The organism is Flavobacteriales bacterium, assembly GCA_021739695.1.
GTDB lineage: Bacteria > Bacteroidota > Bacteroidia > UBA10329 > UBA10329 > UBA10329.
In genome coordinates this window covers 185,387-199,566 of sequence record JAIPBM010000005.1, presented here as the reverse complement: position 1 = coordinate 199,566, position 14,180 = coordinate 185,387, and the positions used below count along the sequence as shown (strand labels likewise).

Here is a 14,180-nt window from a genome sequence, read left to right as displayed (position 1 = left end):
TGCGCTATCCTGGTTTGATGTCGCATCCGCAGTACAAAGTGGCCCAAAAGCAAATGAAGAAAGGTGGCGGGCTCATCACTTTTGAAGTAAAAGGAGGCGTTGAACGCGGCAAGAAATTCTTGGATGCGCTGCAAATGTGCTCCGTGACTGCGAATTTGGGCGATTCTCGAACAATCGTAACCCATCCAGCTTCAACAACTCATGCTAAACTGACAAAAGAAGAGCGTAAAGCGGTGAGTATTTCTGCAGGATTAGTGCGTGTTTCCGTTGGCTTGGAAAACATCTCAGACATCATATCCGATATTGAGCAGGCGCTGGAGCGGTCGAAGTAGTTCCGCTGCGGGGTTTGTTTTACAAATTCATGAATAACTTCGTGATGTGAACCAGCACAGATTTTGGTCATTCAAACGTATTTTCAGTTAGACTAATCTCCAAATGTGTTGCTGGTTGAAGTGGTTCATCGCTACAAAAATTCGGTTTAATCAGAACTCAATCAGCTCTAATCCTTCAATTGCTTTGTAATGATTGAACAAGCCGATAATGAAGCAAGAGAATTAACTGACGAGAACTACAAAACGATTCTTAACAATATGGGTGACCCTGTTTTTGTTAAGGATGCCCGAAGCAGGCTAGTTCTCGTTAATGATGCTTTTTGTGAGATCTTCGGTCTGCCGAGACTTGAAATAATTGGAAAGACACTTGCCGAAGACGTGGCACCCGATGAAAGGGAGCATTTTTTAAAAGTGGATAAACAAGTTCTTTCAGATGGAATAGAACGTATAGTTGAAGAGCGTCTTACGGTAAGAGGTGGCGAGACTCGAATAATTTCAACCCGAAAGACACGGTTTATTGATGAAACGGGAAACCGGTTTCTTGTTGGCGTAATCCGAGACGTCACAGAACTCAAACAAGCAGAAGAACTAGAGAGACTTAATCAATACAACGAGTTTCTGCTTGAAGCTGCTCAAATTCTCTCCCAGCCACGCAATAAGTATCAGGTATCCTTGCAGGAATTGGCAGAAAAAGTGGCAGTCTATCTTGACGCGGTTTGCGACATTTCTATTCTAGATAACGAAACGGCACTTATTAAACCGGAAGCACTTTATCACGAAGATGAAGCAGTACTTCGGCTGATTAACGAAATCTTCAAAACGGCCATTGTCCATAGAGGCCAAGGCCTTGTGGGCTCGGTGATCGAGTCTGGAAAAGAGGTGTTCATCAACGAGGTTCCTGAACAAATGCGCGGTGGTCCGAGAAAAATTGATGCGCGAATTGTTCCGCGATCTCTGATGTATGTGCCTTTGCTTGGTTCCCAAGCTGTGCTTGGGTCGCTTAATATTACGAGGTTGGAAGGTCAGGATCAGTTCACGGAAGTGGAAGCAGATCAGATACGGAGATTGGGCGAATACGTATCGTTGTTCGTGGAAAATGGAATACTTAAGGAGCGCCAACATCTTGAGGTTAAACTTAGAAGTGAGGCCGAAAAACAACTTGATGCTGAGAAGAAATGGGCAGAATTCAAGTTGGAGATATCATCTATTCTCGCCAATGTTGAAGCTGGGCTGAGTGGAATTCTGAACCAGTTTGCAGAACGAGTTGCCAATCAATTCGATGTGGTCTGCGATATTCAATTGGCCGATTCCGAAACAGGTTCAATTTCGCCTGTTGCCGTCTTTCACAAGGATCAAAGCATAACGAATGAGATTAAGAAGCTATTCGATTATTCCGTTTTGAAAATCGGAGAAGGGATGATCGGCACAGTGATTCAAACAGGAAAAGAACTATTGGTAACAAGTTTGCCTGAGGATGTGTTGGCGAAAGTAAAAGCATCAAACATTGATGAGACAGTAATACCTTCATCCTTCGTGTACGTTCCACTCATTGGGAATACCAACGTTCTAGGGACGTTGAACCTAACGAGACTTTCAGGTCAGCTAACCTTCTCCGACACGGAACTTACTCAGGTTCGAGATCTTGCTCATCACGCATCTAGGTTTATTGAAAATCGTATTCTGCAGGCACAGCAGAAACAAGAGATTCAACTTAGAAAACGAGCTGAGCAGAAACTAGAAAGAGCAAGTAAGGTGTTGGAGCGAATGGAGGCTGAAACAAGGGCAATCCTCAACGCTATTCCCATATTGATTGCTCGTGTTTCCAGTGATTATCGTTACAGGTTTTTAAATGATGCGTACCACCAGCTCGGAGCGGATCCGCGCAAATTGGAAGGACGTCATATAGAAGAATTCATCAGTACAGAAGGAAAGACAAGACTTCAACCTTACTTTGAAAGGGTACTTAATGGTGAAATGGTCACCTACGATTATGATGGCATAATAGCCACTGGTCAACACATATATTTCAACGTTGTTCTTGCACCGGATATTAACGAAAAAGGTGAGGTAATTGGATTTTACAGCTGCGCCATTGATGTCACTTCCAAGGTGTTGGCTGAGCGACAGGCAGCACTCACGCAAGAGCGTTTGGAGTCTTTGTCCCTTAACTCTGGCGATGCATTTTTCTTTCATGATGAGGATCAGAACATCATAGATGTGAATCAAGTGGCCGTAGATATGCTCGGATATTCAAGGGAAGAGCTTCTGAATTTGAAGGCACATCAAATAGATCCGAGATGGAAGGGGCGAAACTATCAGAAGTTTCTGGCTGAGTTGGAAGCAAACGCGCCACAAACCTTCGATACCAGTATCATCCGTAAAGACGGCTTTGAGATTCCTATTGAGACGAGATTTGTGAAACGAGTGGAAGGTGGCAAGGTATATATCCAATCATTATTGCGAGACCGTACTGAAAAACGAGAACAGGAAATCAAACTTCAACGCTCGGAGCAACGACTGCGACTCATCTTTGAAAATGTGGAAGATTACATTGCCACGATCAATGAGTTTGGGGTTTTTGAATCAATCAATAAAGTATCGCAAGGGCATGAAGAAGGAGACGTAGTTGGGTCAACTATTTTCGACTTTTATGATAACCCAGACAAAAAACAATATCTGAACGATAAATTCGAGACACTCAAGTCGGAGGGTGGTAAGTTCGAATTGGAAGACACTTACACTGGCCCAGACGGTTCAAAACGAACGTATTCAAGGAAATTCATCGGCATTTTCCATCAACAAGGCTTTTACAAGGCAATTCTGATCATTAGAGATGTAACGTCCGAGAGGGATAGGGAATATTCGGTCATGAATGCCGTGCTGCGCGGGCAAGAACAAGAGAGAAAACGATTGGGAGCAGAACTACATGATGGAATCGGGCAGGTGTTGTCCGCCATTGCTTTACAGGTTTCGCAGATCAGGGAACAGGCAATTACGAGTGAGAACGAAAGGGTTTCGAACGACCTGAACCTTTTGAACACAAATCTTCAGGAAGCGGTGAGAGAAGTTCGGAATATTTCGCACGGTCTGATGCCAGAAGTGTTGGAAAACTTTGGGCTCAAAGAAGCCATCAATCAAACATGCCGTCATTTAAGTGATCGTTCCGGAATCAAGATAAAATTCGATCATGTTGATCTGGAGCCTCGCTACGACCCTCTCGTTGAGATGAATCTGTATCGAATTACGCAAGAGTTACTTACAAATGTGCAAAAGCACGCACAATGCAAAAATGTGTTTGTCAGTCTTATGGATCATGGCTCTTCGCTCAATCTCACTGTGGAGGATGACGGTGTTGGATTTAATCCGGAGAACGATTTCAAAGGCATTGGTTTAAGCAATGTTTACTCAAGGGTTGGTCTGATGAGTGGACAGATTGATGTGGAAAGTGACGAGAATTCGGGTACTCTTATTAATATTGATATTCCAAAGTTGTAGCAATGAAACATCTTAAATTGATTGTGGTTGATGATCATCCGATGCTCAGAAGTGGAATCGTTTCGCTTTTTGAGGATGTGGAAACCATTGAAGTGACCTGTGAAGCCAAGAATGGCAGCGAAGCGTTGAAATGTATTGAGAATAACCGACCAGATGTGGTGCTGATGGATATTAATATCGATGGTCAGCTGGATTTGTCCACAACGGAAACGATCAAAGAAAGATGGCCAGAGATTAAAGTACTAGCGTTCTCTATGCACGAAGAAGTGCAGGTTATTCGAAGAATGGTGAAGGCTGGAGCTTCGGGCTATTTACTTAAGAGCGCATCGCACCAAGAGGTGTTGCGCGCCATAAGAGCTGTTGGAAATGGTGAGACCTATTACGGACAACAAGTGCTCGAGATCATGACTCAAACCATCACCTCCGAGGGAGATGAAGATAATTCGGATGTTTCGCTAAGCAACAGAGAGCGCGAAGTGCTTCATTATGTGGCCAAGGAATTTACGAACCAGGAAATAGCGGAAAAGATCAACATCAGTTTAAGGACCGTAGAAACGCATAAGCGTAATTTGATAAAGAAATTGCGTGTTAAGAATGTGGTCGGATTGGTGCGATTTGCGCTCGAACAAGGCCCGATTGTAGGTTTGGGCTAATGCTAAACAACTTAAGGTCAAAAAAAATAGTAGCACCCAACGGATTGCTCATCTATCTTCTCGGGTTTTATGTTCTGCTCCAGTTTGGTTGGTGGGCATACACGCTTGTCAATCTCAATGCCGAGATATACGGACTCAAACTTGACCTCATTCAATCCATTGGAATAGAAGGTCCTGAACTACAGGTCCAGAAGGCCGAATTGGATGAGAAACTGGCTTTGCGAATTTGGATGGTTCTTGGCGAAGGAGCCGTTTTTGTATTCATTCTACTCTTAGGTTTTTGGTCGGTCAGAAAAAGTATTTCTAAAGAATTGATGCTGGCTGAACAGCAAAAGAATTTTCTGCTTTCAATAACCCACGAACTCAAATCGCCTTTGGCAGCCATTAAGCTCCAATTGCAAACGTTGCTAACGCGAAACCTTCCTGACGAAAAGAAAGAACTCATATATAAGCGGGCGCTTTTGGATACAGATCGACTGGAAAAACTGGTTGAAAATCTGTTGCTTGTAAATAAGGTCGAATCGGGTGGTCTTCCTCTGCAGAAACAATCAGTTGATGTTTCTAAAATGCTCAGAATGCAGTTGCAGAGTGTGTATCCAAATCTGTTAGAAGATGGCAGGATAGTACTCGAACTCGAACCGAATGTGTTTGGCGAAATTGACGAGATGTCTTTTCAAAGCATCATGGTTAACTTGATTGACAACGCCATTAAATATGGTGCAGAAAGCACTGTTTCCGTTTCTGCAAGAATGGCCAAAGATTCCATAGAGATTTCTGTTTCCGATCTTGGAGAAGGAATTCCTGATAGCGAAAAGCAGAAAATATTCGAACGGTTTTATCGAAGAGGCAACGAAGATGTGCGCAAGACAAAAGGTACTGGAATAGGTCTTTATTTGGTGCAACTTCTTGTTGAGAAGTATGGCGGAAGCATTTCGGTAGAAGATAATGTGCCTCGCGGAGCTATTTTCCACGTCAGATTTCCAACAGTTTTGGCTTAATCCGCTGATCTTTCAATATTTGGTTTTCTTTGTGCCCCAAATCAAAACTCCCAAAAGACCGTATGAAGAACCTCGTAATCGTTGAGTCACCGGCAAAGGCCAAAACCATCGAAGGCTTTCTTGGAAAAGATTTTACTGTAAAATCCAGCTTCGGCCATATCCGAGATCTTCCTTCAAAAAAGCTCTCCGTTGATGTTGATAACAATTACAGTCCTGACTATGTGATTCCGAAAGACAAGGAAAATCTAGTGAGGGAATTGAAGAAGTTGAGTAAAGAGGCCGATCTGGTTTGGTTGGCTTCGGATGAGGACCGTGAGGGAGAAGCCATTTCTTGGCATTTGCAAGAAGCATTAGGGTTGAAAAGTGACAAAACAAGACGGATTGTTTTTCATGAAATCACCAAGACAGCCATTCTTAATGCAGTTGAGAATCCACGAGAGCTAAATATTGATCTGGTTAATGCCCAGCAGGCCAGAAGAATTTTGGACCGCTTGGTCGGATATGAACTGTCACCGGTTCTTTGGAAAAAGGTGAAGCCAAATCTTTCGGCAGGAAGAGTTCAGTCGGTATCTGTTCGGATTATTGTGGAGCGCGAACGGGAAATTGAAGCATTTCAGGCCACTTCGGCATTCAGGGTACTGGCCTATTTCAATGTTGATGGAATGGAATTCCGAGCGGAACTCTCCAAGCGTTTTGATACCATTGAAGAAACACGCTCGTTTATTGAGGGTTGCAAAAACGCTGCGTTTTCGGTCACCGATCTTCAGAAAAAGCCGGCCAAGCGAACACCAGCCGCGCCATTCACTACCTCAACCTTACAACAGGAAGCCAGCCGTAAACTAGGGTATGGAGTTACAAAAACGATGCGCATAGCTCAAGATCTGTATGAGCAGGGAAATATCACCTATATGAGAACTGATAGCGTGAATCTATCGGATCTTGCCATCAACGCGGCTAAAGCAGAAATAGAAAAACTGTATGGTGCTGAATATGCTAAAACGCGAAAATTCAGTTCAAAATCCAAGGGCGCGCAAGAAGCTCACGAAGCTATTCGCCCTACATATATGGATAAGCAGACAGTAAAAGGTGATGCAGGACATCAACGGCTGTACGATCTTATATGGAAGAGAACCATTGCATCTCAAATGGAAGATGCTCAGTTGGAACGAACAACGGTCAACATCAATGTTTCTGGTTCTGACATTGGTTTTGTTTCGCAAGGTGAGGTTATCAAGTTCGAAGGATTTCTGAAGGTTTATCTAGAAGGAACTGATGATGAATCGGACGATCAAAAGGGAATGCTTCCTAATTTGAACGTTGGACAAAAGTTGGAAGCCACGAGAGTGGAGGGAATGGAGCGCTTTACTCAACCACCAGCACGATACACCGAAGCGAGTTTGGTGAAAAAACTGGAAGAATTGGGAATTGGCAGACCATCTACTTATGCACCAACTATCAACACCATCATAAGCAGAAACTATGTGGTTAAGGAAGGCAAAGAAGGGGTTGAGCGTAAATACGGATTCATCCTTTTGAATTCAGATGGAATGAAGGAAGAGGTGAAAACCGAGATCACTGGGGCTGAAAAGTCCAAGCTTTTTCCTACGGATATCGGTAAAGTCGTGACAGATTTTTTAGTCGAGAACTTCACTGAAATCCTAGACTATAATTTCACAGCCCAAGTAGAGGAGCAGTTTGATGAGATTGCAGAAGGTCAGCTGGAATGGACTTCAATGATTGACGCGTTCTACAAGCCGTTCCATGTAACAACCGTTGATACGGCTGAAAATGCCAAGAAAGCAACAGGCGAAACAATGCTCGGTGTCGATCCAGTTTCTGGACGAAACGTTTATTCTAGGCTAGGCCGCTTTGGACCTATGGTTCAAATTGGTGAGGCAGATAATGAAGAGAAACCAAAATTTGCTAGCATTCCTGCAGGGAAAAAGATGGAGGACATTACGTTGGAAGAAGCGTTGGAGCTCTTTAAACTTCCTCGAGAAATTGGCGAATTTGAAGGTGAAAAACTCACTATCGGAATCGGAAAGTTCGGGCCATATGTCCGACACGGGAAGTCTTACGTTTCTTTAGGTGATGAAGATCCAATGACCATCACAAAGGATGTGGCCATTCAACTTATTGAGACCAAAAGAGAGGATCTCAAAAAGATGATGATCAATGAGTTTAAGGATGGAACAGACATTATTGAAGTGAAAAACGGTCGTTTCGGACCGTATATAGCCGTTGGTAAGAAGAATTACCGCATCCCAAAAGGAACCGAACCTGAAAAACTAACCCTCGAGGACTGCAAAGAAATTATTGCTCAAACTCCTGATAAGCCTAAACGAGGCGCTGTTCGAAAGAAAAAATGACACTGTCTGATATTGCCATATTTTTTGAGCCACTGCCAGCTGACTTCACTGTTGCATGTGAGGAAGGAACGCTTGGTGAGAAAGTATCGGCATACACCGAAAATGCCCATTTCCCAGAAATTGAAAAAGGATCAGTTGTTCTTTTAGGTGTTGTCGAAACGAGGAGGTCTATCGCTGGAGAGTTCAATTCAGATTCGTTAGTATCTGTGAGGAACAGATTATACGCCCTCAAAGACCACTTTGTGGGATTGAGTTTAGTCGATCTTGGAAATATCAACCAAGGAGAAACAGTCGAAGACACATATTATGCGCTCTCTAGTAGTATTGCTTCAATTGTGAAACAGGGCGGAGTGGCGGTCATATTAGGAGGAGGCCAAGATCTTACCTACGCCAATTACCTCGCTTACGAAAAACTTGAGCAGGTGGTGAACTTGGTCAATGTCGATTCCATGTTCGATATTGGCGATGTGGAAGATGCCATGAAGGAGAATCGCTTCATGCAAAAGATAATTCTGCATCAACCCAATGTGCTGTTTAACTTCAGCTGTCTCGCCTATCAAACGCACCATGTTCTTCCAAGGGAGGTTGACTTGATGAAGAAAATGTACTTCGATATTTATCGACTTGGAGAAGTTCAGTCGAATCTCGAAGAAGTTGAACCTATAGTAAGGAATGCAGATATGGTTTCCTTCGATCTCACAAGTATTCGGATATCAGATTATGCGGTCAATCAAAGGTCGGAACCTAATGGTCTTTATGGAGAACAAGCCTGTGCCATTTCCAGATATGCCGGCTTAAGTGATAAATTATCTTCAATCGGCTTTTACAATTGTCTTAATGCTGGCGATAATGAGTCGTCCGCTCATCTTATCGCCCAATTGGTTTGGTATTTCCTATGGGGCGTAAATAATCGGAAACAAGATTATCCATTTGCTGACAAGAGCGAATACACTAAATATACCGTCACATTGGAAAATGGGCGTTATGATGTGATTTTCTACAAGAGTCAACGAAGCGACCGATGGTGGATGGAGGTACCCTACCCGTCAAAACTTGGTGCTAAGTACGAACGTCATTTTATGGTTCCTTGTGGTTACCAAGACTACTTAAGAGCTTGCGAAGATGAAATTCCTGACCGATGGTGGCAGACTTTTCAAAAGCTCAGTTGATTTTGTGTCTTTTATTTGCTGATATTCGCATCGGTTTTTAGTCGATCAATCGATTTAACAACTTGATGTTGAAAGAAATATTTGTTTACTTAGCGGCTTCTTGAAAAAGTAGCAACTGAACCAAGGAAAAAGGAAAAAGAAGGAAATCGAATTATTTGATATGAAAAAGACTTTTACTGTTATTGCGTCTGTTACATTGCTATTGTTGGGAACAACGGTTTTTGCTCAGCAAGACCCTCAGTTCACGATGAACATGTTTAATAGGTTGTATGCTAATCCAGGTTACGCAGGAAGTAACAATGGAATTTGTGCCAATGCATTACATCGCCAACAATGGGTTGGTTTTGCTGGTCGTCCAATCACTACAGTTGTCAACGTAGATGGAACTGTGAAGTTGTTGCATGGTGGTGTTGGCCTTTCAATTCTGTCAGATAAGCTAGGAGCTCAGTACTCTGGTGGAGTTAAAGTTTCGTATGCTTATCGTCTAGGTTTAGGGCCAGGTACATTAGGAATTGGTATTGAGGGAGGGATTCTGTTCAATACACTTGACGGTTCGCAATTAGATCCAATCCAAGACGGAGATCCGAATATTGTGAATTCAAAATCTAGTGGGGTTGCTCCGGATCTTGGTTTTGGTATTTATTACCACACCGATAAATTGTATGCGGGTATTTCTGCAAATCACTTGATAGGGCCAACGTTGAAGTTTGAGCAGGGTTCAACAGTAAGCAATTATACCGTAGCTCGCCATTACTATGCAATGGCTGGATATACATGGGATATCAATCCTACTTGGGCATTGAATCCTTCAGTATTCCTGAAGACTGACGGGGCTTCAACTCAGTTCGATATCAACTTAAGAGCATTGTGGAAGAATATGGTTTGGGCTGGTGTTTCTTACAGAATTGATGATGCTGTCGGAATCATGGCAGGTGTTCAGATCAAGGAATTCAGAGTAGGTTATTCATATGACGTTACTACTTCAGGTCTCAATCAATATAGCAGTGGAAGTCACGAGATTATGCTCGGATATTGCTATAAGTTGAAGTCAGCTACTGCTAATCAGCGCTACAGAAACGTTCGTTTCCTTTAATCGCTAAACATTTTTGCAACATTTGGGAAAAAGTTTCGTTCAAGCATGGCTCTACCTTATCATTTTAAATGATTGGGTAAAAGTTACGGGGATGTCAATTACGAAACAGTTTATTCAAGCGATGTTAACCATTATGGCAGATGTTTTCCCTGAATCTGTTGTGTACAAAAGAAATACCATGAAAAAGCTTCTTTTTATGTGTGTGTTGGTAGCTGGCATCAGTAGTTTGTCTAGTTGCGGCAAATACGGTAGGGGTCAGTTGGTTGGAGTTCAGGGTAGGGAAGAGTGGTATATGGATGATCCATATGGAATGCTTTTCATACCAATGGGAAGCTACAACATGGGGCCGAGTGATCAGGATGTACCTTATGCGGTTACTTCCCAGGCAAAAACTGTTTCCGTTCAAGCATTTTATATGGATGAAACGGAAATCACCAATAATGAATATCGTCAATTCGTTTATTGGGTTCGCGATTCAATTGCGCACCTCCTGATTGGAGAGGATCATCTTTTGGAGGAAGGTGAGTATGGTGAGCGAATCAATTGGGACGAGTATATCGAATATGATGATGAGGAATACATGGAAGTTTTGGAAGAAATGTATCTCCCCGAACATGAAAGATTTTATCGAAGACGAGAGATCGATACTCGTAAATTGAATTTTGAGTACTTCTGGATTGATTTGAAAGAAGCTGCTAGGAAAGAAAATCGCGAGCAAGGGATGAAAGATCGTTCTGTTTTCATCAAGAGAGATATTATCAATGTCTATCCGGATACACTCGCTTGGATTCACGATTTCACATATTCGTTCAATGAACCGATGACAAATATGTATTTCTGGCATCCGGCATATGATGATTACCCTGTTGTAGGGGTTACTTGGAAGCAAGCTCGTGCGTTCTGTATTTGGAGAACCCAATTGCTCAATAGCTGGCTTGCTCATAATGACGAGACTTTCGTTCAAGATTTTAGACTTCCGTCTGAGTCGGAGTGGGAATATGCGTCAAGAGGAGGATTGGACCTTTCGCCATATCCATGGGGTGGGCCATATATTCGAAATAGCCGTGGTTGTTTCTTAGCTAATTACAAGCCATTAAGAGGTAATTATGTAGCTGATGGTGGTTTTCATACTGTGAAGGTGTTCAGATATGCGCCTAATGACTACGGTCTTTATTGTATGGCTGGAAACGTAGCTGAATGGACAAAGAACGCTTTTGACGAGAGTGCCTATAGTTTTACTCATGACTTGAACCCAGATTATTTCTACGATGCTAAGGATTCAGATCCTCCATCATTGAAACGCAAGGTTATTCGTGGAGGTTCTTGGAAGGACATAGGTTATTACCTTCAAACGGGTACTAGAACGTATGAGTATCAAGATACTGCAAAGTGCTATGTCGGATTTAGGACTGTGATGACCTTCTTAGGTCGCGACAAGGCAGATTTTTAACAAGTAAATCGAAATCAATTAAATAAAACCTAATCATTTAAAGTCATGCAAGGGAAAAAGTGGAAAAGTTTCATGGCGAAGTTATATGGCTTCGGAGCGGCAGTTGTTATTGTGGGAGCGATGTTCAAGATTCAACACTGGCCGGGTGCAGGTCCGATGCTTGTTGTAGGTCTTTCTACTGAAGCTGTCATCTTTTTCTTCTCTGCTTTTGAGAAGCCTCATGAAGATCCAGATTGGAGTTTGGTTTATCCAGAATTAGCTGGTATTCCTGGTGAAGGTGGAGACGGAGGACACGGAGGACATAAAGGCCCGAAAGGTCTTTCTACATCTCAGGAATTAGATAATTTGCTTGAAGAGGCTAAGATTGGCCCAGAGTTGATCGAGAGTTTAGGCAATAATCTTCGTTCATTAGGAGATAACGTTGCAAAGATGTCTGATATTACTGATGCCTCAGTTGCAACTGAGCAATATGTTGGTAATGTGAAAAGAGCTGCCGAAACAGTTGGTGGCCTATCTGATGCGTACGTGAAGGCGTCAGCTTCTCTTGGTGCGATGGTTGTTGATGGTGAAGGTGTTGACTTCGGTTCTGAAATGAAGAAGATGGCTGAGAATATAACGCAATTGAATTCTCAGTATTCGTTACAACTTCAAGGGACCAAGCAATTCTTGGAGTCATCTGATACATTATACTCAGGTATGAGTGATTTAATGAGCACGCTTAATGAATCAGTTGACGATGCTAAGAAATATAAGCAGGAGGTTTCTCAACTTGCACAAAACATCAGTTCTCTAAATACTGTTTATGGTAACATGCTATCTGCCATGAATCGGCCACAAGGCTAAACAGATTCGTTTAAGAAGCTAAAAACCTACTGGAATTAAGAAATGGCTGGAGGAAAAGAGACCCCAAGACAAAAGATGATTGGTATGATGTACTTGGTACTCACCGCCCTGTTGGCGCTGAACGTATCCAAGGAAATCCTCAACTCATTCATCTTGATAAATGATAGTTTGATCGTTACGAATAAGAACTTCGCAAATAAGAACGAGTCACAGTATGACGCGTTCAAAATTGCGTTGCTCAATGATCAAAAGAAGGTTCAGAAGTGGTATGATATGGCCACTGACGTTCAAGTTTCATCTGAGGAACTGGTACAACATATTGAAGACCTGAAGAGGTATTTGATTATGCGTACTGATAAACTGGATTCTACTGAAGTTAATGTCTTGTTGGACAACGTTAAGAATGCTTCTAATGAGATTCAACGGGACGCGGCAATTACCGTTTTAGATTCTGTTTTTTCACTTACCAACGTGAATTCAAAGGATAACTATGACGTGCCTACAAATATTCTCATTGGTGGAGAGGAAGGAAAGCTTAAGGAGGGTCCTCATACTGTTAGTGAACTAGTTAATAAGATAAACGCTTTTCGAGATAACTTAATTACCAAGCTTGATGATAAAGATGGACAAAGTATTAAGGATGCTCTTCAAATTAACTTCAATACAGAAGCTGAATTAAAAGTGAGTCAGACAGAATCAGAGGCATGGCCTTTGGCTAATTTTTACCATATTCCATTAGCTGCTGTTATTACCAATTTGACTAAGATTCAAACGGATGTTAGAAATGCTGAATCAGATGTGGTTAAGTATCTGTTTCGAAAAGTTGATGCCAGCGATTTTAAGTTTGACACATTAGCTGCTAAGGTCATTGCTCCAAACTTGGTGTTTCAGGGCGATGATTACAAAGCCGAGATTTTCGTTGCAGCGTTCAGTACAACTCAGAATCCGCAGGTTCAATTAGGTAAAGTTGATACTTCGAAAAACGTGATTGTTGGTTCAGTGGACTCCACGTCAGTTGTTGTGGATCGAGGTGTAGGAACTTACACTGTTAAGGCGACAAGTGAAGGATTGAAGGAGTACTCAGGTGTTATTCAAGTAAAAGCGCCTTCTGGTCAATACCTGAGATATCCGTTCAAAGGCGAATATATGGTAATGAAGTCTGGAGTGGTTGTATCACCTACAAAAATGAATGTGCTTTATCGTGGTGTGAAGAACCCTATTTCTATTTCGGTTCCAGGTGTTGCGCCTGAGTTGGTGAAACCATCGCTGGTTGGAGGAACTCTTCAGGCAGACTCTAAGGCCGGTAAGGGGAATTACATTGCGGAAGTAAAAGGTGGTAGTGAAGCAACGGTGAAAGTAAGTGCAGAGATAGATGGGAAAGTTCGTCCTATGGGGGACTTTAAGTTCAGGGTGAAGGATGTGCCTCCACCAGTTGCAACTATTGCTGGTGTTGAAGAAGGTTTGGTGTCTGCAAATCGTTTAGCTGCTGCCCCAACTGTGATACCTAAAATGAAAGGATTCGACTTCGAATTATTCTTTAAAGTGACAAAGTTTGATTTGGTTTACCAGGTAGGAACTGACCTTATTACAAAGCAAGTAGTAGGTAGTACCATACCTCCCGGTGAGTTGGATCAGATAAAAAGGTTGAAGAAGGGTTCTAGGGTATATATTGAAAATATTAAGGCTGTGATGCTTGACGAAAATAATCGTCCTGCGGAAGGCGTTACTCCAGTACCACTTTCGCCTGTGAGCTTGAAGATGGACTAGGTTGGTTGAAC

Annotated in this window: 10 protein-coding genes; all 10 read left to right on the top strand. The window is 42.4% G+C overall.

Annotation, left to right across the window (positions count from 1 at the left end; translation table 11 throughout):
• Positions 1–332 (top strand): PLP-dependent transferase (locus K9J17_04815; protein MCF8276037.1); only part of this gene is annotated, 332 nt, incomplete at its 5' end.
• Positions 333–521: 189 nt separating this feature from the next.
• Positions 522–3,827, top strand: coding sequence for a PAS domain S-box protein (locus tag K9J17_04810; protein MCF8276036.1), 3,306 nt, complete (start codon positions 522–524; stop codon positions 3,825–3,827).
• 2 nt (positions 3,828–3,829) lie between these two features.
• Positions 3,830–4,480, top strand: a complete 651-nt coding sequence (locus tag K9J17_04805) for a response regulator transcription factor (protein MCF8276035.1) — start codon at positions 3,830–3,832, stop codon at positions 4,478–4,480.
• Positions 4,480–5,478 (top strand): GHKL domain-containing protein, encoded by a 999-nt coding sequence (locus tag K9J17_04800; GenBank protein MCF8276034.1) that lies wholly within the window; start codon positions 4,480–4,482, stop codon positions 5,476–5,478. Before K9J17_04805 ends, K9J17_04800 begins: the two co-directional genes overlap by 1 nt.
• A 62-nt stretch (positions 5,479–5,540) precedes the next feature.
• A complete protein-coding gene (gene topA / locus K9J17_04795; protein ID MCF8276033.1) occupies positions 5,541–7,847 on the top strand; it encodes a type I DNA topoisomerase in 2,307 nt (768 codons plus the stop codon).
• Positions 7,844–9,016 carry a formimidoylglutamase gene (locus tag K9J17_04790; protein MCF8276032.1) on the top strand — a complete coding sequence of 391 codons (1,173 nt, stop codon included), beginning with the start codon at positions 7,844–7,846 and terminating at the stop codon, positions 9,014–9,016. The genes topA and K9J17_04790 overlap by 4 nt, the downstream gene beginning before the upstream one ends.
• 160 nt (positions 9,017–9,176) lie before the next feature.
• On the top strand, positions 9,177–10,109 hold the full coding sequence (locus K9J17_04785; GenBank protein ID MCF8276031.1) for a type IX secretion system membrane protein PorP/SprF: 933 nt from the start codon (positions 9,177–9,179) through the stop codon (positions 10,107–10,109).
• A gap of 178 nt (positions 10,110–10,287) precedes the next feature.
• Positions 10,288–11,559, top strand: coding sequence for an SUMF1/EgtB/PvdO family nonheme iron enzyme (locus K9J17_04780; GenBank protein ID MCF8276030.1), 1,272 nt, complete (start codon positions 10,288–10,290; stop codon positions 11,557–11,559).
• Positions 11,560–11,604: 45 nt separating this feature from the next.
• The gene (gldL, locus tag K9J17_04775; protein MCF8276029.1) at positions 11,605–12,402 is read left to right on the top strand and encodes a gliding motility protein GldL; all 798 of its coding nucleotides are present in this window, start codon (positions 11,605–11,607) and stop codon (positions 12,400–12,402) included.
• 42 nt (positions 12,403–12,444) lie between these two features.
• Positions 12,445–14,169, top strand: a complete 1,725-nt coding sequence (locus K9J17_04770; protein MCF8276028.1) for a hypothetical protein — start codon at positions 12,445–12,447, stop codon at positions 14,167–14,169.
• Positions 14,170–14,180: the final 11 nt, after the last annotated feature.